The sequence below is a fragment of the Confluentibacter citreus genome (assembly GCF_002807055.1).
In the GTDB taxonomy this organism is placed as follows: domain Bacteria; phylum Bacteroidota; class Bacteroidia; order Flavobacteriales; family Flavobacteriaceae; genus Confluentibacter; species Confluentibacter citreus.
This window is the reverse complement of sequence record NZ_NIXN01000009.1, coordinates 144,402-166,160: the sequence shown is the minus strand read 5'-3', so window position 1 is coordinate 166,160 and position 21,759 is coordinate 144,402. Positions and strand designations below refer to the sequence as shown.

Annotated in this window: 19 protein-coding genes; 11 read left to right on the top strand and 8 right to left on the bottom strand. The window is 34.8% G+C overall.

Annotated elements, in window-relative coordinates; all coding sequences use genetic code 11:
• Complete coding sequence (locus CDH49_RS14685) at positions 1-1,422, top strand: T9SS type A sorting domain-containing protein (protein ID WP_100616339.1); 1,422 nt, start codon at positions 1-3, stop codon at positions 1,420-1,422.
• Positions 1,423-1,437: 15 nt separating this feature from the next.
• Here CDH49_RS14685 and CDH49_RS14680 read toward each other — a convergent pair whose 3' ends face one another.
• Both CDH49_RS14680 and CDH49_RS14675 read right to left on the bottom strand, forming a co-directional pair.
• The gene (locus tag CDH49_RS14680; protein WP_193434743.1) at positions 1,438-2,160 is read right to left on the bottom strand and encodes an SDR family oxidoreductase; all 723 of its coding nucleotides are present in this window, start codon (positions 2,158-2,160) and stop codon (positions 1,438-1,440) included.
• Positions 2,161-2,234: 74 nt separating this feature from the next.
• A complete protein-coding gene (locus tag CDH49_RS14675) occupies positions 2,235-2,756 on the bottom strand; it encodes a DUF4136 domain-containing protein (protein WP_100616291.1) in 522 nt (173 codons plus the stop codon).
• Between the two features lie 40 nt (positions 2,757-2,796).
• On the opposite strand from CDH49_RS14675, the gene CDH49_RS14670 reads away from it, so the two are divergent.
• On the top strand, positions 2,797-3,978 hold the full coding sequence (locus CDH49_RS14670) for an alpha/beta hydrolase family protein (protein WP_157805331.1): 1,182 nt from the start codon (positions 2,797-2,799) through the stop codon (positions 3,976-3,978).
• On the opposite strand, the gene obgE is transcribed toward CDH49_RS14670, so the two are convergent.
• Entirely contained in the window at positions 3,975-4,973 is a 999-nt protein-coding gene (gene obgE, locus CDH49_RS14665; RefSeq protein ID WP_100616289.1) for a GTPase ObgE, read from the bottom strand. The genes CDH49_RS14670 and obgE overlap by 4 nt on opposite strands.
• Before the next feature lie 151 nt (positions 4,974-5,124).
• Positions 5,125-6,234 (bottom strand): adenylate kinase, encoded by a 1,110-nt coding sequence (locus CDH49_RS14660; protein ID WP_100616288.1) that lies wholly within the window; start codon positions 6,232-6,234, stop codon positions 5,125-5,127.
• 127 nt (positions 6,235-6,361) lie between these two features.
• Here CDH49_RS14660 and CDH49_RS14655 point away from each other — a divergent pair, with 127 nt between their 5' ends.
• The 5 genes from CDH49_RS14655 to CDH49_RS14635 all read left to right on the top strand — a co-directional run bounded on the left by CDH49_RS14655 (position 6,362) and on the right by CDH49_RS14635 (position 11,192).
• Complete coding sequence (locus tag CDH49_RS14655) at positions 6,362-7,516, top strand: 5-(carboxyamino)imidazole ribonucleotide synthase (protein WP_100616287.1); 1,155 nt, start codon at positions 6,362-6,364, stop codon at positions 7,514-7,516.
• 80 nt (positions 7,517-7,596) lie between these two features.
• Positions 7,597-8,079 (top strand): 5-(carboxyamino)imidazole ribonucleotide mutase, encoded by a 483-nt coding sequence (gene purE / locus CDH49_RS14650; RefSeq protein WP_100616286.1) that lies wholly within the window; start codon positions 7,597-7,599, stop codon positions 8,077-8,079.
• Positions 8,080-8,226: 147 nt separating this feature from the next.
• Positions 8,227-10,260: a M3 family metallopeptidase gene (locus tag CDH49_RS14645; RefSeq protein ID WP_100616285.1), complete on the top strand. Its 2,034-nt coding sequence runs from the start codon at positions 8,227-8,229 to the stop codon at positions 10,258-10,260.
• A 114-nt stretch (positions 10,261-10,374) separates the two neighbouring features.
• A complete protein-coding gene (locus CDH49_RS14640) occupies positions 10,375-10,926 on the top strand; it encodes a sigma-70 family RNA polymerase sigma factor (RefSeq protein ID WP_100616284.1) in 552 nt (183 codons plus the stop codon).
• Between the two features lie 2 nt (positions 10,927-10,928).
• Positions 10,929-11,192, top strand: coding sequence for a hypothetical protein (locus CDH49_RS14635; RefSeq protein WP_239970676.1), 264 nt, complete (start codon positions 10,929-10,931; stop codon positions 11,190-11,192).
• Here the strand turns inward: CDH49_RS14635 and CDH49_RS14630 are convergent.
• A complete protein-coding gene (locus CDH49_RS14630) occupies positions 11,180-12,022 on the bottom strand; it encodes a UbiA prenyltransferase family protein (protein WP_100616283.1) in 843 nt (280 codons plus the stop codon). The two genes, CDH49_RS14635 and CDH49_RS14630, sit on opposite strands and share 13 nt — an antisense overlap.
• 117 nt (positions 12,023-12,139) lie before the next feature.
• Between CDH49_RS14630 and gcvP the strand changes: the two genes are divergently transcribed.
• Together gcvP and CDH49_RS14620 are read left to right on the top strand one after the other, a co-directional pair.
• Positions 12,140-14,989, top strand: a complete 2,850-nt coding sequence (gene gcvP, locus CDH49_RS14625) for an aminomethyl-transferring glycine dehydrogenase (protein WP_100616282.1) — start codon at positions 12,140-12,142, stop codon at positions 14,987-14,989.
• 103 nt (positions 14,990-15,092) lie between these two features.
• On the top strand, positions 15,093-16,151 hold the full coding sequence (locus CDH49_RS14620; protein ID WP_100616281.1) for a 3-oxoacyl-ACP synthase III family protein: 1,059 nt from the start codon (positions 15,093-15,095) through the stop codon (positions 16,149-16,151).
• Here CDH49_RS14620 and CDH49_RS14615 read toward each other — a convergent pair.
• Positions 16,132-17,598 carry a lipopolysaccharide biosynthesis protein gene (locus CDH49_RS14615; RefSeq protein ID WP_100616280.1) on the bottom strand — a complete coding sequence of 489 codons (1,467 nt, stop codon included), beginning with the start codon at positions 17,596-17,598 and terminating at the stop codon, positions 16,132-16,134. The genes CDH49_RS14620 and CDH49_RS14615 overlap by 20 nt on opposite strands.
• Positions 17,599-17,794: 196 nt before the next feature.
• On the opposite strand from CDH49_RS14615, the gene CDH49_RS14610 reads away from it, so the two are divergent.
• Both CDH49_RS14610 and CDH49_RS14605 read left to right on the top strand, forming a co-directional pair.
• The gene (locus CDH49_RS14610; protein WP_100616279.1) at positions 17,795-18,322 is read left to right on the top strand and encodes a methyltransferase domain-containing protein; all 528 of its coding nucleotides are present in this window, start codon (positions 17,795-17,797) and stop codon (positions 18,320-18,322) included.
• Positions 18,323-18,337: 15 nt separating this feature from the next.
• Positions 18,338-19,186 carry a glycosyltransferase family 2 protein gene (locus CDH49_RS14605; RefSeq protein WP_100616278.1) on the top strand — a complete coding sequence of 283 codons (849 nt, stop codon included), beginning with the start codon at positions 18,338-18,340 and terminating at the stop codon, positions 19,184-19,186.
• A gap of 76 nt (positions 19,187-19,262) precedes the next feature.
• On the opposite strand, the gene CDH49_RS14600 is transcribed toward CDH49_RS14605, so the two are convergent.
• A complete protein-coding gene (locus tag CDH49_RS14600) occupies positions 19,263-20,072 on the bottom strand; it encodes a DNA/RNA non-specific endonuclease (protein WP_100616277.1) in 810 nt (269 codons plus the stop codon).
• A gap of 1 nt (position 20,073) precedes the next feature.
• Positions 20,074-21,726 carry an alkaline phosphatase PafA gene (pafA, locus tag CDH49_RS14595; protein WP_100616276.1) on the bottom strand — a complete coding sequence of 551 codons (1,653 nt, stop codon included), beginning with the start codon at positions 21,724-21,726 and terminating at the stop codon, positions 20,074-20,076.
• Positions 21,727-21,759 lie beyond the last annotated feature (33 nt).

Here is a 21,759-nt window from a genome sequence, read left to right as displayed (position 1 = left end):
ATGAAACATAGTCTACTCATCGTTTTATTTTTTAGTTTACAATTTACATACGCTCAAGTTTTTGATGTGGAAGCCATTAAAATTTCCGGTGATGATGACAAACGTATCAATTTGGTTATTTTAAGCGAAGGCTACCAGGCAAGTGAATTGCCTCAATTTAAAACCGATGCTATTAACTTCAGCAATGCGATGTTCAACCAATCGCCTTTTAAAGAATATGCCAATTATTTTAATGTCTATATTATAAAAGTGCCTTCTAATGAAAGTGGCGCAGACCATCCTGGAACTGCCACAAATGTTACGGAGCCAGCGTCCCCAATACGCAATGTGGATACCTATTTTAATGCTACTTACGATTCCTTTGGAAATCACAGGTTACTTTATTATGAAATTGATGGTTTTAGCTCCAATAACACACAAGCTAAAATAATGAATGTGTTAGCAACGAATTTCCCAACCTACGACCAAGCATTAATTTTAGTTAATTCACTTGAATATGGTGGCAGCGGTGGCAGATTTCCGATGGCTTCAAAAGGTGTTAGCAATGGTATTAATTCAACTGAAATTGCCATTCATGAATTAGGTCATTCATTATTTAATTTAAAAGATGAATATTATGCAGCAGGTTATGAAGGTGAGGCTATTAATATGACACAACAAAACAACCCTAGCTTAGTAAAATGGAAAAATTGGATAAATACCAATAATGTAAATATTTATCCATTTGGAAGTTCTGGAATCGCTGCTACTTGGTACAGACCTCATCAAAACTGTAAAATGCGCTACCTAGGCGTGTCTTTTTGTTCCGTTTGCAAAGAAGGCATGGTTGAAAAAATACATTCTATGGTGTCACCAATCGATTCTTTTACCCCTGATTCAAATTCAATAAATAACCCATCATTTCCCATTGATTTTCAATTGGATTTGATACATCCTATTCCAAATACTTTAGAAAATACATGGACATTAAATGCTTCTGAATTTGCTGTTAATACAGATGCTATTTCCATTTTAGAAACGGATTTAAATACTGGAACGAATACGTTAACTGTTGCCGTAACCGATGCTACAACACTTTTAAGAGTTGATAATCACGATTCATTTCATGTTTCAACTGTTACTTGGAGCATTGATAATTCATCTTTAGGCATTGATGATATAACTAGTGAGATTAATAATTTCAACATTTCCTTATATCCTAACCCATCCAATAGCTTTATAACCATTAAAGCTGAAAACACTTTGAGCGTAGATTTAAAAGTTGATTTAATAAATCTGGAAGGCAAAAAAGTAAAAACAGTTACCATTTCTAATTACGAACCTCAAGAAATAGACATTAGTTATTTAAGTCAAGGTATTTACATCGTAAACTTCTACGCCAACAATGTGTTGATTGCCAATAAAAAAGTGGTTAAAAACTAATCGAAATTTTGTTAACTAACTTGGAGGCATCGTAGGTCTTACTTCAATTTTACTTGGTAACGTTCTTGGGTTCATTTTAATTAAATCAACGACCAAGTCACCTATATCTTCTTTTTGGATTTTCCATGCATCATTTTCATCTGGCGTATGTCCGTTAAAGTGGGTCGCCACAGATCCGGGCATGATGGTACTGACTTTAATATCGTATTTACGTAAATCGAGCATAACAGCTTGCGTAAATCCTGTAACGCCAAATTTACTGGCATTATAAGCCGACCCTTTCGCAAAGAAATTGGTACCAGCCAAACTTGAAATAGAAATAAAATACCCTTTAGATTTTTTCAAGGCTTCCACACTCGATTTTATAGAATAAAATACGCCTGTAAGGTTGGTATCTATCGTTTCTTGCCATTGCTCAAGTGTCATATCTTCTATACTAACAAAATGTGCCAAACCTGCATTGGCAACAACGATATCGAGTTGATTAAAGTGTTTTAAAACCGTTTTAACGGCATGTTGATGACTTTCAAAATCCCTTACATCCGCAAGAATACCTATCGCCTTGGCTCCTGTTTTGGAATTGGAATTAAGCTGATTGGCTACTTGTTCTGCAGACGATGCGCTTCTACTGGTGATGGCTACATGAACGCCTTCTTTCATTAAAGATTCTGCTACACCGTAACCGATGCCTTTAGTACCTCCTGTTATTAGAGCGACTTTATTTTGTATTGAATTCATTAAATGTTGCTTTTTGTAAAGCTACAAAATGAAAAATCAATAGGAGCATTTTATATGTTATGATAATTATAAAATTATGGCTGTGGCGGATATTGTGCCAATACTTTTTCAGTAACTGCCTTTAATTGTGCTTCCCGTTTTTCTGGTGTTGCATTGGGCGTAAAAACAGATTCACTGACGGCTTCCCAAAAAAGACCTTTACCTTTTTCATCAACAAAATCAATAATAATCTGGCGATTCACGTTGGATTGACCAATCGGCAACCCTATGGAAACACCACCTCCCATGTTGCCGCCACCTCCACCTAGGCCTACACCAACATTATTACGTTGCACCTCTTTGTATTCACTGCTTTTTATATCAATCAAAAAATCGGGGTTTTCAGAAATCGTAAATCCTTTTTCTTTCATTTTTAAATCAATGGCATCCAATAGGCGTTTGGTATCCAATTCACTCAAACCCGTTTCCATATCGCCATAATATTGATAGGTTTTGTATTTGGTAAAATCCGTGCCTCTTTCATAATCGTAATTCACACGAATGGGCGCACAAGACATCATTAACAATGTCATTCCAATTAATAAGTATCGTTTCATTTGGAGTAATTTTTTATTAAAGTTAATCAAAAATTATTCCATGGACATAAAGCTATTGATTAAATATTTTGAACTGCATTTTAATATCAGTACATTTATTAATCATAAAAATCATAGCAATTTGAAACCATTCTCTTGTATTTTAAATATCACTTTCTTCTTTTTTTCTTTAGTATTAGTATCTCAAAGCAATAGACCTCAAGAACCAAAAGAACCATTTGATTATACTTCCGAAGATATCTCTTTTATTAACTATACTGCGGATAGCATTCCATTAGCAGGCACGCTTACATTACCAAAAAACATAAAAAATCCACCAGTTGCTATTTTAATTTCTGGTTCTGGAGCACAGAATAGAAATGAAGAGTTATTGGGACATAAGCCTTTTTTAGTTATAGCTGATTATTTAACGAAAAATGGCATCGCTGTTTTACGTTATGATGACAGAGGTGTCGGGGAATCTAAGGGAGATTTTAAAACGGCAACTACGTTTGATTTTGCTACAGATGTTGAAGCTGCCATTCATTATTTAGAATCCAGAAATGATGTTAATACTGCAAAAATAGGATTGATTGGACATAGTGAAGGCGGATTAATTTCACCTATGGTGGCTTCCAGAAATAAAGATATTGCTTTCATTGTATTACTTGCAGGACCAGGAGTCAATGGAGCCGACATTCTAACAACCCAAGCAAGAAAAGCTGGAGAATTAGCGGGAACACCAGAAGGCTTTTTAGATGAAAACGAAAAATTAGCAAGCATGATATATGATATCATTAGAACTAATACTGATGAAGAACTAATAAAAACTAAAATCACTAAAGCCCTTAATGATTATAAAACAAACAATCCCATGTCTGTGCTTGCGCCTTACATAACGCCTGTTATGATTGAACAACAATTAGGCATTTTGAAATCGGAATGGCTTTGTAATTTCATTAGAATAGAGCCAAAAGATTATTTAGAAAAAACAAAATGCCCAGTATTGGCTTTAAATGGCAGCAAAGATTTTCAGGTGATCCCTGATATTAATTTGGAAGGCATTAAAAATGGCTTAGAAAAAGCAGGAAATAAAGATGTCACCATAAAAGAATTAGATGGCCTCAATCATTTATTTCAAACTGCTGAAACAGGCAGCATGCAAGAATACAGTAAAATTGAAGAAACCTTCTCTCCTATGGCTCTTGAAATCATTAAAAATTGGATTTTGGAACGGTTTTAACCATTCAGCATCTTCCACAAAACATCTTTAAGTTGCGTAATACCTTGTTGTGCCACTGAAGAAATAAACAGGAATGGAATCGGCAATTCATTATCCAATTCTTCTTTAAGTTCTGTTTTTAACTCGTCGTCCAACATATCGCATTTTGAAATAGCAATTAGGCGATCTTTATCCAACATTTCTGGATTATACCTACGAAGCTCATCCAACAGAATATCATATTGTTTTTTAATATCCTTGGCATCCGCTGGGATTAAAAACAATAAAATAGAGTTCCGTTCAATATGTCTTAAAAAATAATGCCCTAAGCCTTTACCTTCTGCAGCGCCTTCAATAATTCCGGGAATATCGGCCATAACGAAGGTTTGAAAATCACGATATTCAACAATCCCCAAATTAGGTTTTAAGGTGGTGAATTCGTAATCGGCTATTTTTGGCTTTGCAGAGGTAATAACAGATAACAAGGTTGACTTTCCAGCATTTGGAAAACCTACCAAACCCACATCTGCCAATACTTTTAATTCAAGCGTGATATGCTTTTCTTCGTGTGGCATACCGGGTTGCGCATACCTTGGCGTTTGATTGGTGGATGTTCTAAAATTCCAGTTACCAAGTCCTCCCTTACCACCTTCGGCAATAATTTTTTCTTCACCATGTTCGGTGATTTCAAAAATAATATCATCGGTTTCGGTATCTCTCACTACGGTTCCTAAAGGAACGTCTACATAAAAATCCTCGCCATCAGCACCTGTACTTCTACTTTTCCCTCCATGCTCACCATGACCTGCCCGAATATGCTTTTTAAACTTCAGATGTAATAAGGTCCAAAGATTTGAATTCCCACGAAGGATCACATGACCACCACGACCACCATCACCACCATCTGGACCACCTTTTTCAATAAATTTTTCGCGGTGTAAATGCGCAGAACCTTTGCCTCCATTTCCAGAAGTCACAAACATCTTTACATAATCAACAAAATTTCCTTCAGTCATAAAAAAGTTAAAAATTAAAAGTTAAAAGTTAAAAGTGTCTCTCTTTACTTTTAATCTCTTTGTCATTCCCGAGAAAGGGAAAACTTATTTTGTAGTTCTAAATAATTAAGATTCCTTCCCGATAGCTATCGGGATTCGCAAAAACGACAAATTAAAGATTGTCGATAACTTTACTTAAACGAACCGTAATATCCTCCACGCTCCCTACGCCATCAACGCCAAAATATTTATTTTGAGCCGAATAATAATCTTTTAAAATGGCTGTTTTATTGTAATATTCAGCGATACGGTTTCTTATGATAGCTTCATCGGCATCATCAGCTCTTCCACTTGTTTTTCCTCTTCCAACCAAACGTTCTACCAAAATCTCATCATCCACTTCTAAGGCAACCATGGCACTGATTGATGAATCTTTACTTTCCAATAAGGTATCCAAGGCTTCAGCTTGGGCATTGGTACGCGGAAATCCATCAAAAATAAAACCATTTGCAGAGGCATTTTTTTCAACTTCGGCTTCAAGCATATCAATGGTAACTTGGTCAGGAACCAACTCGCCTTTATCCATATAAGATTTGGCCAACATCCCCAAAGCAGTTTCATTTTTAATATTAAACCTAAAAACGTCGCCAGTAGAGATGTGTACTAAGTTATATTTTGTCTTTAAAAATTCTGCCTGCGTTCCTTTTCCAGCTCCTGGAGGGCCAAATAATACTAAATTTGTCATGAATTGTGTTTCTTTTATTTGATATATTTCTGGTAAATTTCTTCCTAATCCGTCATAATCCAAACCATAGCCAACTATAAATTTGTTTGGAATTTTCATGCCTATATAATGTATTTTAAAATCCTTTTTGTAGGCTTCTGGCTTGTGAAAAAGCGTGGCGATTTTAAGCGATTTTACCTTTTCATTTTTAAAAATCCTATGAATCTCTGCCAAGGTATTTCCCGTATCAATAATATCTTCTAAAACAACTACGGTACGCCCTGCTAAATTCTGGGTAATGCCTATTAAACGTTGAATATCTTCAGTAGATCTAACACCTTCATAAGAAGCCAGTTTTATAAAAGTAACCTCACAAGGTTTTGGATATTTTTTAACAAAATCGCTGACAAACATAAACGACCCATTTAATATCCCAACAAATACCGGAATGTCGTCTCCTGTATCTTTAGAAATCTTATCAACCATATTACTTATGGCGTTTTGAATTTCTTCCGAAGAAATAAATGGCTTAAACTGTTTGTTGTGAAGATTTATCACCTGTTTTGAATTTTTAAAGAGGCAAAGATAATCAATAGATTAACGAATACGCATTTTTTGATTTACGATTTAGGATATTAAATGTATTTTTGCATATCCTTTTGGATAGTTTCAATAAAAATAATGTATGAACTATTTTTCTTCGAATTTTAAACTTGGTATTCTTGGTGGTGGACAATTAGGAAAAATGCTGCTTTACGATACCAGGAAATTTGACATTTACACCTGTGTTTTAGAAGCAAACAATGATGCCCCTTGCAAGATGGCGTGTAATGAATTTCATTTAGGCGATTTGATGAATTACGATGCTGTTTACAATTTTGGAAAACAAGTTGATGTGCTAACGATTGAAATTGAAAACGTGAATGTTGATGCACTTGAAGCCTTAGAAAAAGAAGGTATAAAAGTATATCCAGCATCAAACACCTTACGAACCATTCAAAATAAAGCGACACAAAAATTATTTTACGTAGATAATGATTTGCCTACGGCACCATTTTCGCGATTTGCTTTTACTTCTGAAATTACAGAAGCCATTGAACGTGAAAGTTTATTATTCCCTTTTGTTTGGAAATGTGCCCAATTTGGATATGATGGCACGGGCGTAAAAATTGTAAGATCCATGACCGATTTAGAAAACCTACCAAGTGTGGAATGCATTACTGAAACATTAGTGCCTTTTAAAAATGAATTGGCCGTTATTGTTGCTCGTAATGCCTCTGGAGATACAAAAACATATCCTGTGGTAGAAATGGAATTCCATCCAGAAGCCAACCAAGTAGAATATGTGATTTGTCCTGCTCGGATTTCTGAAGACGTTGCAAAAAAAGCAACGGATATTGCTTTAAAAACATCGCTAGCTTTTAATCATGTTGGTTTATTAGCGGTGGAAATGTTTCAAACCCTCGATGACCAAATTTTAATAAATGAAGTCGCACCAAGACCTCACAATTCAGGACATCACACCATAGAATCCAGCTATACATCTCAATTTGAACAACATATACGTGCCATTTTAAATTTGCCTTTAGGAAGAACCGATAGTAAAGTTGGAGGCGTTATGGTAAATTTAGTGGGTGCCGAAGGGTATACGGGAGATGTTGTTTATGAGCATATTGAAACCATCATGAAAATGGATGGCGTAACGCCACATATTTATGGCAAAAAACAAACCCGTCCGTTTAGAAAAATGGGACATGTAACCATTGTAAATGAAAACTTGGATGAAGCAAGAAAAATAGCGGAACAAGTTAAAAATACTATTAAAGTAATAAGCGAATAAATCGCAAAAACAAGAACCAAATTCCAATTATTTCAAATTAATGCGAAAGTTGGTATTCGGAATTTTAAATTTGGAATTTTATGAATAAAGTAGGAGTAATCATGGGAAGCAAAAGCGATTTGCCAGTGATGCAAGACGCGATTGATATTTTAAAAGATTTTAATATTGATGTGGAAGTTGATATTGTTTCGGCTCACAGAACACCTGAAAAATTATTTGACTATGGCAAAAATGCACACACAAGAGGCTTTTCGGTTATTATTGCTGGTGCAGGTGGTGCAGCCCATTTGCCAGGCATGATTGCATCCTTATCACCGCTTCCTGTTATTGGTGTGCCCATAAAAAGCAGTAATTCCATTGATGGCTGGGATTCTGTACTTTCCATTCTTCAAATGCCTGGTGGTGTGCCTGTGGCGACTGTGGCTTTGAATGGCGCTAAAAATGCAGGTATTTTAGCCGCCCAAATTTTGGGGACCTCCAATCCAGATATTTTAAACAAAGTGATTGATTATAAAAACGGACTAAAAGAAGCCGTGAATGTATCGGCTAAAGGCTTAAAATAAAAAACCCCGAATAATTAAATTCGAGGTTTACTATCAAGTAATTATTTGAGTTAGTCACTCTTTAAAAACTAATTTAGACTACAAAAATATAAAAAATTTATTATGCATACATAATAAATTTTATTTTTTAACACACTTTTTATCGAAATGGAAAATATATTATTAAAAAATTACCAAACTCTATATAATACAGCTCCTTTTTCAAAGATTAGTAATAAAGACTTTCTTCCAGCCTTTAAAAAAGCCATTGAAAATGCTAAAATTGAAATTGATGGGATTGTAAATACTCCTGAACATCCAACTTTTGAAAATACTATTGTAGCTTTAGAATTTTCGGGTGAGCAATTGGATAGAATTTCCAGTATTTTCTTTAATTTGAATTCTGCCGAAACCAATGATGAAATACAAAAAATAGCCCAAGACGTATCACCACTTTTATCGGAATTCGGTAATGATATTACTTTAAATGAAGCGCTCTTTAAACGCGTAAAATCCGTTTACGATTCAAAAGACACATTGAATTTAACAACCGAACAACAAACACTTCTCGATAAAAAATATAAAAGTTTTTCAAGAAACGGCGCTAATTTACCTGAGGACAAGAAAGATAAATTACGCGAGATTGACAAAAAATTAAGTCAGTTAAAACTAAAATTCGGTGAAAATGTTTTAGCAGAAACCAATAAATTTGAAATGCTAATAATGAATGAAGCTGATTTATCTGGTTTACCTGAAGGTACCATTGAAGCTGCCAAGCAATTGGCAGAATCTAAAGAAAAAGAAGGCTGGCTATTCACTTTAGATTATCCAAGCTACATTCCTTTCGTAACCTATGCCGATAATAGAGAACTTCGTAAAAAAATAACCATTGCTGCTGGCAAAAAAGGATTTCATAATGACGATTTAGATAATCAAAATATTGTTTTACAAATTGCAACATTAAGGCATGAACGTGCCAATCTATTAGGCTACAAAACCCACGCTCATTTTGTGTTGGAAGAACGTATGGCTAAAACGCCTGAAAAAGTTAAGAATTTTTTAAATGAGCTACTTGTTAAAGCAAAACCAGCTGCTGAAAAAGAGTTTAAAAATCTACAAGATTTTGCCAAAGAATTGGATGGTATTGAACCATTTGAAAAATGGGATGGCACTTATTATTCTGAAAAATTAAAACAAAAACTATTCAGCCTTGATGACGAACAATTGAAGCCTTATTTCAAACTAGAAAACGTTATAAACGGTGCTTTTACTGTTGCTAATAAATTATTCGATTTACATTTTGAAGAAATTCACACCATAGACAAATATCATGAAGATGTTTTAACCTATAAAGTGGCAAACAGCAACAATGAGTTTATTGCCATTTTTTATGCTGATTTTTTCCCCAGAGCAGGAAAACGAAATGGCGCATGGATGACTTCTTATAAACCACAATATGTGAAAAATGGCCAACAAGAAAGGCCACATATTTCCATTGTTTGCAACTTTACTAAACCTACAAAAAGCAAACCGTCACTCTTAACCTTTAATGAAGTGACAACTCTGTTCCATGAATTTGGCCACGCTTTACATGGTATGTTGGCCAACACCACCTACCCGAGTTTATCTGGCACGAGTGTGTATTGGGATTTTGTTGAATTACCAAGTCAGGTTATGGAAAATTGGTGTTACGAAAAAGATGCTTTGGAGTTATTTGCCAGGCATTATGAAACTGGCGAAGTCATCCCCATGGATTTAGTTGAAAAAATAAAAGAATCAGCTACCTTTTTACAAGGGATGCAAACCTTACGTCAAATAAGTTTCGGATTATTGGATATGAGTTGGCACGGTGGCGAAACGCCTGAGGAAATTATATCCGTAAAGGAATTTGAGAACAATGCCTTTGCTGGCACACAATTGTTTCCAGATGTTGCTGAAAATTGTATGAGTACCTCATTTTCCCATATTTTTCAAGGTGGTTATTCATCTGGCTATTACAGTTACAAATGGGCAGAAGTGTTAGATGCTGATGCTTTTGAATACTTCAAAGAATCAGGCATATTTAACAAAGATATCGCAACAAAATTTAAAGACCATGTATTATCCCAAGGTGGCACAGAAGACCCTATGGTGCTGTACAAACGTTTTAGAGGACAAGAACCAAAACCTGAGGCGTTGTTGAAACGGGCGGGATTGATTTAGATTGTTAGATAATTAGATTCCTTAGATTGTTAGACTAATTGGATTGTTAGAATATTTTAGATAACAAGAATCTAAATTTTTACCTTATTTTTGATTACCAAAAATTGCAATGCAATGCCTGAACATCAATTAAATCCGAATAAATGGATTGATTTATATTCCGATTACCTATTCAATTACACAATTACACGTGTAAGCGATAGGGATATGGCGCAGGATTTGGTGCAAGACACCTTTTTGGCTGGTTTGAAATCCATGAAGAATTTTAAAGGTGAGGCCAGTGAACGCACTTGGCTTATTTCCATTTTAAAAAGAAAAATCATAGACCACTACCGAAAAATAAATTCAAACAAAGGAAAAGCTGAAGTTAGAATCACCTATAATGATGATGAAAGCGAAGGCGATTGGCTTGAAGAACGTGTTGCAGACCCCTTTGATAAAACGGCCGAAGACCTCATGCAGAATAGCGAACTGGGTGATGCCATTTTTGATTGCCTGAGTAAATTACCCGAAAAACAAGCCGAAGTTTTTAGAATGAAAACCATTGAAGGCTATGAAACCGAGGATATTTGTAAAGAATTGAACATCAATGCGTCTAATCTTTGGGTTATAATTCACCGTGCTAGAACTGCCATGGCAAGTTGTTTGGAAAAAAATTGGTTTTAATTATGAGTAAAAAAATGAAAATTATGGTTCCTTGTGATGAAGCCCATCATGTTTGCGATAAATCCCAATATAAAGAAAGCTCTATTTGGGAAAGAATGAAGCTCTACATGCATTTAATCTTTTGTAAGGCTTGTAGAAAATATTCAAAAAACAATAAAAAGTTGTCCACCACGATTCATAAAGCTAAAGTAGAATGTTTGGATAAAAAGTGCAAAGAAGCTATGAGATTAGAATTTGAAAAAGCTTTGAAAGATCAGTTAAAATAATCCAAAAAAAACAGCATTATCAGCCATAAGATTGGTAATCCTTCTACAAAAAAAGAGCTATAGTACATCCCCTGATTCTTTTTAGAAACAATTACAAACAACATCGTTATTAAAGCCATCGCAAATAAAACAATCAGGTAATTTATTGTGACTTTATTTTTAAAAAATTCTAAAAAACAAAAACACATCAAAAGTAATGCTCCGATAATTTTAGTCCACCTCACACCTATTTTCTGCGGAATGGTGGCCAACTTTAAACTATCATATTGCAAATCCCTTATTTCAAAAGGCAACATTAAAACGATAATAAAAAGGAACCGTTGAATCCCAGTTATTACAACATCAACATTTATAGGATAATCATTATTTATTAAAGGTAGAAAAACGGTAACACCACTCCAAACCAAAGCAATAAGATACACTTTTAAACCACTTATACGCCTTAAATTATAATGATTATCTATAAAAAATCGTTTTGGCAAAAAAGGGATGGCGTAAAAGAACGTTACAAGTGCGAACCCTACAATACAAAGCAAACTCAGAGTATTTAATTTCAGTGTATAATAACACAACATCAAAAAACTAAAAAACGAAAATACTTGAATGGCTTTTAATGATCTTGCCAATCTTCTGTGGTGAAATTTGGCTATCCCAAAATACTTTACAAAATTATAGCCGGTTATGGATGAAAAAAAGACAAAATACAGCACATCTGCATCACAAGGAATATCGTATTCCATTAGTGTAATCCATGTCAGTGAAAAAACAGATAATGCCACATGTATACTGCTATTTATGTAAAAATCAAAAAGCTTTTTTAATATGGTCATCTTACAAAAATAAGTAAAGTGTTAATAACGTTTTCAATTGGTTAAAAACTTTCATTTTAAGCACTGAAAAAGGCATCATTAATTGCGTAATTTTGCGCCTTAATTCTATCAATTTATATGAATACAAACGCTTTTGCCCTGCGTCATATTGGTCCGAATGAAAATGACCAAATCCAAATGTTGAAAACCATTGGAGTAGACTCATTAGACCAACTCATAAATGAAACCGTTCCAAGTGATATACGATTAAAAAAAGCGTTGCGTTTAGATGCTCCCATGACCGAACACGAATATTTGCTTCATATTCATGAATTATCTAAAAAAAATAAAGCATACAAAACTTATATCGGTTTGGGCTATCATCCAACTATTTTGCCGGCGGTTATTCAAAGAAATATTTTAGAAAACCCAGGTTGGTACACGGCTTATACACCTTATCAAGCTGAAATTGCACAAGGAAGATTAGAAGCCTTGCTTAATTTCCAAACCATGATTACCGATTTAACAGGCATGGAAATAGCCAATGCATCGTTGCTTGATGAGAGCACTGCTGCTGCCGAAGCCATGAGCTTGTTGTTCGCTGTTCGTGAACGTGAGCAAAAAAAAGCGGGGGTTAATAAGTTTTTTGTTTCAGAAAATATATTGCCACAAACGCTTTCGTTACTTGAAACCAGAGCCATTCCGATTGGCATAAAACTGATTGTTGGTAACGAGTCTACTTTTGATTTTTCTTCGGAATTTTTTGGTGCTATTTTGCAATATCCTGGCAAAGACGGACAAGTTACAGACATAAAAACCTTTATAACTAAAGCCCAAAATGCTCAAATTAAAGTCGCTGTAGCTGCCGATATTTTAAGTCTAATAAAACTGGAAGCGCCAGGGAAATTCGGAGCGGATGTGGTTTTGGGAACCACGCAACGTTTTGGAATTCCGATGGGTTATGGCGGCCCACATGCTGCGTATTTTGCAACTAAAGATGCCTATAAACGCGATTTGCCTGGACGCATTATTGGGGTTACAAAAGATGTTGATGGTAATAGGGCGTTGCGTATGGCACTGCAAACAAGAGAGCAACATATTAAGCGTGACAAAGCCACTTCTAATATATGTACAGCGCAAGTGTTGTTGGCGGTTATGGCGAGTATGTATGCGGTTTATCATGGTCCGAAAGGCTTGAAATTTATTGCGGACAAAATTCATAACAAAGCAACCACTTTGGCAAATGCTTTGGAAAAATTAGGTTACAATCAAATTAACACGTCTTATTTCGATACGCTTCAAATAAAAACCAATGCTAAAAAAATAAAAAAGGTCGCTAAAGAAAAAAAGGTGAATCTTTATTATCCTGATAGTGAAACGGTCACTATTTCAATAAATGAAACGACAGCCATTAGAGATATTAATTATCTGATTTCAGTCTTTGCTGAAGCTGCCAAAAAAGAAACAATCGTGATTTCATCTATCACAGAATCCAATAATATTGCTGAATCATTACAACGTCAATCAAATTATTTAACGCTAGATGTCTTTAACACCTATCATTCTGAAACAGAATTGATGCGTTATATAAAGTCGTTAGAGCGTAAAGATTTATCTTTAAACCATTCCATGATTTCATTAGGCTCTTGCACCATGAAATTAAATGCTGCTTCAGAAATGCTGCCTCTAAGCTGGTTTAAATGGACCAATATTCACCCATTTGCGCCATCAAAACAAGCGCAAGGCTATTTAACGGTTTTAAAAGAATTGGAAGAACAACTAACCGAAATTACTGGTTTTGCTGCCACATCGTTACAACCAAATTCTGGTGCACAAGGTGAGTTTGCAGGATTGATGGTCATCAAAGCCTATCACGAATCAAGAGGGGACCATCATAGAAATATATGTTTAATCCCATCGTCTGCCCATGGAACCAATCCAGCGAGTGCCGTGATGGCAGGCATGCAGGTGGTGGTAACAAAATCGACTCCAGAAGGCAATATAGATATTGATGACTTACGTGAAAAAGCGGAACTTCATAAAGATAATTTATCATGTTTGATGGTTACTTACCCATCTACACATGGGGTTTACGAGTCGGGCATAAAAGATATTACCAAAATCATTCACAATAATGGCGGCCAAGTGTATATGGACGGTGCCAATATGAATGCGCAAGTCGGATTAACAAATCCCGGAAATATTGGTGCAGATGTTTGTCATTTAAACCTACATAAAACGTTTGCCATTCCTCATGGCGGCGGCGGCCCAGGTGTTGGACCTATTTGTGTAGCCAAACAATTAGCCCCCTTTTTACCGGGCAATCCTGTTAAAAAAGTCGGAGGCGAAAAAGCTATTACGGCGATTTCAGCAGCACCTTTTGGATCGGCTTTAGCGTGTTTAATTTCTTATGGGTATATAAAAATGTTGGGGGCAGAAGGTTTAACACAGGCAACTAAAATTGCCATATTAAATGCTAATTACATCAAACGCCGATTGGAAGGTTATTTTGATACCTTATATTCTGGTGAAAACGGACGCGCTGCCCATGAAATGATAGTTGATTGTAGAGCTTTTAAAGCCAACGGTATTGAAGTGACAGATATTGCCAAACGCTTGATGGACTATGGATTCCATGCGCCAACCGTATCGTTTCCTGTCGCTGGCACATTAATGATTGAACCTACTGAAAGCGAAAGTAAAGCTGAAATTGACAGATTTTGTGATGCCATGATCTCCATTAGAAAAGAAATCGATAACGCTTCTAAAGACGATGACAATAATGTGCTTAAAAATGCGCCACATACTTTAGAGATGCTAACGGCTAATGAATGGTATTATCCATATTCACGTGACACAGCGGCCTATCCTTTAGACTATGTAAAAAATAATAAATTTTGGCCGAGTGTAAGACGTGTAGATGATGCTTATGGAGACCGCAATTTAATCTGTACCTGTGCCCCCATTGAGGCTTATATGGAAGCTTAAAACGGACTTTGAACATCGTAAAATAAAATGGGATTGCATTTACTTTAAATCAAAAGAAACTATCTTAGAGCAACAATAAATTATTTCAGCCAAATTCTCTTTTATGAATATCAAAATCACCGGAACTGGGAGCTATATTCCAGACATCATCGAGAAAAACGAAAATTTCCAAAACCATGAATTCTTAAATAGTGACGGTTCATCAATAAATCATTCCAATGATATTATTATTGAAAAGTTTAAGGCCATAACTGGTATAAAGGAAAGACGTTATGCGAAACCCCATTTGAATGCATCAGACATGGCTTTTTTTGCTGCTGAACGTGCCATAGTAGATTCTAAGGTGAATGCGGAAGCGTTGGATTATATTATCGTAGCTCATAATTATGGTGATGTTAGAAATGATTCCCACCAAAGTGATACCGTGCCAAGTATCGCTTCTAGAGTAAAACATCTATTGGGAATTAAAAATCCTAAATGTGTTGGATATGATATTTTATTCGGTTGTCCAGGATGGGTAGAAGCCGTAATCCATGCAAGCGCTTTTATTAAAGCAGGTATGGCTAAAAAATGTTTGGTTATCGGGTCTGAAACCTTATCTAGAATTCTTGACCCGCATGATAGAGATTCCATGATTTATAGTGATGGCGCGGGTGCCGTTGTAATAGAATCCACCAATCTGGAAGGTGGTATCCTTGCTCATGAAACTGCTACCTATGCATTTGATGAAGCCCACTATATTTATTTTGGGGAAACCAATAATCAAGAATCAAAAAGCAAAAGACGTTATATAAAAATGTATGGTAGAAAAATTTACGAATTCGCCATTACAAACGTTCCTGCCGCTATGAAATCCTGTTTGGATGCTAGTGGTGTTGATATTAAAGATCTTAAAAAAATACTGATTCATCAAGCTAATGAAAAAATGGACGAAGCTATCGTGCAGCGTTTTTTCAAATTATACAACATGGACATGCCAAAAGGCATCATGCCTATGACCATAACCGAGCTGGGCAATTCCAGCGTAGCAACAATTCCTACTTTATTTGATCGCATTTTAAAAGGCGAACTCGAAAATCAATCTATTAGTAGAGGTGATGTTATTATGTTTGCAAGTGTGGGAGCTGGCATGAATATTAATGCTATTGTTTATAAGGTTTAATGAATCTATCAAGCCAATAATTTAAGCTGTAAACCCACTTCATTTTATAAGTTATAAAAATAATGATACATGTATTTAAACCTACTTTTATCAATAGGTTTAAAATTGTATTTGAGTTTTCGGGCAGTATATAACAAAGAACAAACACCACACTAACCATTCCAATAAGTTTTAAATAGTCTTTATCGAATGGCAGAATTCCAAATTTCTTATAAATAAAAATTAATTTAGAACAGTTAAAGCTTATCAAAGCGATTAAAGACGCATACGCCACGCCTATAATTCCCAGATTGGTTTGCGTTAAAAAGAACAGGTTTAAAAATATGTTTAGTATAGACAGAATAAGTATCGCTATGATATTGAATCTGTAATACTTTGAATAAGAAATGATTTCAGAATTAAAGCCGGTGGACATATTAAAGAGCACATTGAAACCGAGCAGTATTATTATTGGAATGGAATCGACCAACTTATCATACGTAGGCAACATTTTAAAAAACGAATCAATTCCCAAAACAACATCCGTATATAAAATGGCACCAATAAAAAACAATAGTTTAGCCGTTTCTATATATTTTTTTCCTAATTCAACAATACCATCATTCTTTAAATAAGCTGAAATTTTAGGGGCATAAATGGCAAACATCCCTGTAGCTGGAATGGCTAATGAGGTTGCTAACGCTACTCCAATATTAAACGTTCCGTTGGCTTCAAAAGATAAAAACTCTGGAATCATAAAAGCATCTATCCTAAAAGCGAAAAGTGCACCAAAACTTCCTAAAAAACTATAAAAACTGTATTTATAATATTCCTTTTTGGGTACTTCACTAAAAAGCGATTTAAAATTGTAGCCACTATGTAATTTATAATGCCTAAACACATACATGGCCATTAGTAGAAGCAATATAAAATAAGAACCAATAAAGGCGATTAAGGCGCTTATTTTATCTAAATGCTCAGAAATTAAAAGCAGAAATATAATAGGCAAGCTGAGCTTCGGAATTATTTTCTCATAAAAAGTAGGTATTTCCAATTTCTCGATATTGGTAGCCTGCCTTTTAAATAATTCAACAAAAGCCAAGGAAAACGCTAGAGGAAATGCATAAAATACATATTTATAATTTTCCCAATCAACAAATGTTTTACCAAACAAAAGAATTGCCAAAATCGCCAAACTTAAACCCAAAATAGTAACAATACCATACTTAAAAAGCTGATTTTTATTTTGCTCTGTGAGTGCTGGATAAAAATGAATGAGCGCTTGGGCACCACCCAAAACCATTATGGGGAAAAGCATTTGCGCCATGCTATCAACATACCTAACCACGCCAAGAAATTCCTTGTCATAAGGGTAAATAAATACTGTAGAAATTACGCCTATAGCTGCACCAACATAATTAATGATGGTGAACCAAAAGACTTGTTTATGTGTTCTATTCCCTTTCAAATATTGGTTTTGAATGACTTACAATAATCTAATTTGTTATTTATTTTTAATACTTTCAAAAGTAAAGGTTTCCAATAAAACTAAACGCATTTTATAATTACTTTGAATACTTTATAATGTAAAAACATTTTAAATATGAAATTGATTTACCTACTCAATGTCTGCTTATTTAATATATTTGAAATAAATATAACGAATGTACCAGAACAGTTATCCAGATAAACGCTATAAACATACCATTAACTTCTTAAAAAAGCACATTTCCAATACTGAAACTATTTTAGATTTAGGTGTTGAAAATCCGTTTACAAAAGTGATGCAAGAACATGGTTATAAAGTTAATAATACTTTGGGGGAGGATTTGGATATCGATACGTCTGCCATAAAAAATTCTGATGCCCAAGTGGTTACGGCTTTTGAGATTTTCGAACATTTACTGTCACCATTCACCGTTTTAAAATCTATTAAAGCTGATAAATTAGTGGCAAGTGTTCCTCTTAAATTATGGTTTTCGTCTGCCTATAGAAGCAAAACTGATATGCTTGACAGGCATTATCATGAGTTTGAAGATTGGCAATTTGATTGGCTATTGGAAAAAACAGGATGGAAAATTATCGCCAGTGAAAAATGGACCAACCCAACTAAAAAACTGGGCATCAGACCGATTTTAAGGTTTTTTACGCCTAGATATTACATCGTTTATGCTGAAAAAATTAAACATTAAAATACCTTTCATTTTTTGAATTTTTACATCATCATACCCGCTCACAACGAAGAAAGTTCAATTGGTTTAACCCTCGATTCTTTGGTCAATCAAACATTAAAACCAAAACGTCTTGTGGTGGTCAATGATAATTCTACGGATGACACCCAAGATATTGTAGAAGCTTATCGTACTAAACATTCATGGATTGAATTAATTAATTCTAAATCCACGAACGAACATTTACCGGGTTCAAAAATCATCAATGCGTTTTATACAGGATATGCTGTTTTAGATACCGATTATGATATCATTTGTAAGTTTGATGCTGATTTAATTTTTCCGAATAATTATTTAGAACAACTTTCCATGCATTTTGGCAACAATGACAAATTGGGTATGGCTGCTGGATTTTGCTATATAGAAAAAAATGGACATTGGATTTTAGAAAACTTAACCAGAAAAGATCATATTCGTGGTGCTTTAAAAGCCTATAAAAAAGAATGTTTTCTACAAATTGGAAAATTAAAACCCTCTATGGGTTGGGATACGGTGGACGAACTGCTAGCCAAATATTATGGTTGGGAACTTTTAACTGACGAGTCTTTACAAGTAAAACACTTAAAACCTACTGGAATAAGCTATAACAAAGCCTCAAAATATTTGCAGGGTGAAGCCATGTACAAAATGCGGTATGGTTTTATAATTACCTTCATTTCAGCTATGAAACTAGCTTATAAAAAACGACGGTTTGATTTATTTAAGGATTATATGGTTGGTTATTTTGAAGCGAAAAAAAATAATACAGACTTTTTAGTTACGGAAGAAGAAGGCAAATTTATTAGAAATTTACGTTGGAAAGGGATGTTGAATAAAATGAAGTAACTCATTTATCTCACCTCTTGAGGAGGACAATCCATAACCTTGAACCCAAAACCTAGAACCTAGAACCTAGAGAACCCTAATTAAAACTCCAATCTTTATAATTACTAGACGCTTCCAATTTATTTTCCAAACTATCTTCCAATTCTGGAAAAAAATCAATGCCTGTTAATGCTTCAATAGAATCGACCGAAACCACAAATTCATATAATGGTTTGTTGGATGCTTCATGGGGCACTAAAAAACCAATCATTTTGGTTTCTCCTGTATTAGTATCAATCAACACCTTATAAAACTGTTTCGGCACGGCAACTTGTTCATCACCAATCGTTTTCATTTGTCCTTTTAAAACACCGCCTGTAACTACAAAAACACCATCATATTTACTTGCCCAATACCGTACTTTTTGCTCTAACCGATTCCAAATTCCAGAATTAAAATCATTTCGTTGCGGACTAATATTACTGGTTAAAAAGGTTTCATCATGGGCAGACTGATTGTAATTCCTATCGCCTGCGGGACATAAATGTCCGCGGTCATAACCCGAATTTTTATAATTTCTCCAATCGGCTGCACCAGTTTTTACAGCTTTATCAATTTCAAAATAAGGACGCTTAAAATTAGTATTGGAAAGATGTTCTTTCTTTAATTCGTATGCTACCCATTCGGCTTGCTCGTGTGGTTCACTATATGACAAAGAGTAGCCTTGATGATGAATTATTTGTCCTGTTGTACTTGTTGGAAGGAAATATTCGTTAGTATCACTTTTAGGTTTTTTGCCAGAATCAACCAATACGGCTTTCTCTTCATCATTTAAAAAATGTTCGTAACTATATATGCTTAAAACAAGGGCAATAGCAATTAAGGAATATAATGTCTTCTTGCTCAATTTATTCTAAAACAAATTCTAAGGGTTTACCTGTTGACGCATTTGGGAAGCTTATTCCTAAAAGTGCTGACATGGTTGGAGCAATATCGGTTATCTCCGTTTTTTGAAGTGTCTCACCATGCTTAATGCCTTTACCAAAAAACAAAAGCGGTACGTGGGTGTCGTAATTAAAAGAGGAACCATGTGTAGATCCTTTTTCGCTATAAGAAATGACGGAAGGATCTAAAACAAAAACAACATCCCCTGATCTTTTTTGATTATAACCCATTTGCAATAACGATTCAATACCACTTGAAAATACAGAGTTCGTTAAACTTGAGCCCGTATATGCTTTATCAATATGCTTGTAAGTTATAATTTCATTAACAATAACTTGTTGCACATCTTCTAGTATTAAATTCATTTCTAAAAGTTTAATTCTATTCAAAAATATCTGATTGTTAGAAATGTTTTCTATCAAATCTGAAGCACCAAATTTAGAGACCAAAAATTGGCTGATTTTCTTCCTAAACCCACTATTATCAAAATAGCCCGCAGGAATTCTATTGCTCTGCAAATAAGCTGGAACCTCAACAGCCGCATGGTCTGCGGTTAGAAATACTGTGTATTCATTTTTACCAACATTCGTATCTAAATAATTGAACAAACGCTCTAAATCTTTATCTAAACGGATGTAAGTATCTTGTATCTCCTTTGAGTTCACCCCAAAATTATGTCCTATATAATCTGGCGTGGAGTAACTTATAGTCAAAACATCTGTGAAATTATCTTTCCCCAATTGCTCACCTTCCATGGCTGCAAGAGCAAAATCGGTTGTGATGTCATTCCCATAAGGCGATAATTTGATAATTTCGAAATTGCCATTATTTGCCCTTAAAGATTCCAGATCATACGGAAAGGTAGCAGTTTCCTTTCCTTTATAACCTTCTTCAAAGTTGTTCAAATCGCTACCGCTTTCGGTATAGGTATTAATATCATATAAGGTGTTCCATTCTTTAAAATAAGTTGCAACCGATTTCTTATCATTAAAATCCGCAACCCATTTTGGTAACTCATTCATATAAAATGTACTTGTAATCCAGTTCCCTTCATCTTTTCCATGAAACCAATACGCTGCGTTTGCGGTATGACCTGCAGGTAAAATAGATCCTCTATCTTTTAAAGCTATACCAATAGTTTTTCCACGCATTTGAGTAAACAGTCTGTTTTCATCTGTAAAAGAGGTGGTTTTCATTCTATGAGGGGACATTTTCCCTGCTTTATCAGTCGTACCAATTGATTCTACCGTGTCATCCCCCGCACAATACACAGATTTTCTCTGTTCTTTATCATACCAATCATTTCCTATAATACCGTGATATTTTGGTGTTGTGCCAGTATAAACCGATGCATGACCAGGACCGGTATAGGTTGGCACGTAATTAAAATGGTTATTTTTACAGTTGAATCCGTCACCTATCATACGTTTAAAACCACCCTCACCATATTTACTGTAAAAACGAGTTAAATAATCATAACGCATTTGGTCCACAACAATACCAACCACCAATTTCGGATTTGATGTAGTCGTTTCTACGACTTTAGAAGCGTTATTTTGAGCTTTGCAAGACAGGCTCACAACAAAAACAACTATCAGGTATAAAATGTTTTTCATATGGCAATATTTATTGTTTTTTTAGGTCATATG

What these genes read in the sequence shown, in the direction of transcription:
- CDH49_RS14685 (WP_100616339.1), top strand. Translation starts at nt 1, where the DNA reads ATGAAACATAGTCTACTCATCGTTTTATTTTTTAGTTTACAATTTACA.
- CDH49_RS14680 (WP_193434743.1), bottom strand. Translation starts at nt 2,160, where the DNA reads ATGAATTCAATACAAAATAAAGTCGCTCTAATAACAGGAGGTACTAAA.
- CDH49_RS14675 (WP_100616291.1), bottom strand. Translation starts at nt 2,756, where the DNA reads ATGAAACGATACTTATTAATTGGAATGACATTGTTAATGATGTCTTGT.
- CDH49_RS14670 (WP_157805331.1), top strand. Translation starts at nt 2,797, where the DNA reads ATGGACATAAAGCTATTGATTAAATATTTTGAACTGCATTTTAATATC.
- obgE (WP_100616289.1), bottom strand. Translation starts at nt 4,973, where the DNA reads ATGACTGAAGGAAATTTTGTTGATTATGTAAAGATGTTTGTGACTTCT.
- CDH49_RS14655 (WP_100616287.1), top strand. Translation starts at nt 6,362, where the DNA reads ATGAACTATTTTTCTTCGAATTTTAAACTTGGTATTCTTGGTGGTGGA.
- purE (WP_100616286.1), top strand. Translation starts at nt 7,597, where the DNA reads ATGAATAAAGTAGGAGTAATCATGGGAAGCAAAAGCGATTTGCCAGTG.
- CDH49_RS14645 (WP_100616285.1), top strand. Translation starts at nt 8,227, where the DNA reads ATGGAAAATATATTATTAAAAAATTACCAAACTCTATATAATACAGCT.
- CDH49_RS14640 (WP_100616284.1), top strand. Translation starts at nt 10,375, where the DNA reads ATGCCTGAACATCAATTAAATCCGAATAAATGGATTGATTTATATTCC.
- CDH49_RS14635 (WP_239970676.1), top strand. Translation starts at nt 10,929, where the DNA reads ATGAGTAAAAAAATGAAAATTATGGTTCCTTGTGATGAAGCCCATCAT.
- CDH49_RS14630 (WP_100616283.1), bottom strand. Translation starts at nt 12,022, where the DNA reads ATGACCATATTAAAAAAGCTTTTTGATTTTTACATAAATAGCAGTATA.
- gcvP (WP_100616282.1), top strand. Translation starts at nt 12,140, where the DNA reads ATGAATACAAACGCTTTTGCCCTGCGTCATATTGGTCCGAATGAAAAT.
- CDH49_RS14620 (WP_100616281.1), top strand. Translation starts at nt 15,093, where the DNA reads ATGAATATCAAAATCACCGGAACTGGGAGCTATATTCCAGACATCATC.
- CDH49_RS14610 (WP_100616279.1), top strand. Translation starts at nt 17,795, where the DNA reads ATGTACCAGAACAGTTATCCAGATAAACGCTATAAACATACCATTAAC.
- pafA (WP_100616276.1), bottom strand. Translation starts at nt 21,726, where the DNA reads ATGAAAAACATTTTATACCTGATAGTTGTTTTTGTTGTGAGCCTGTCT.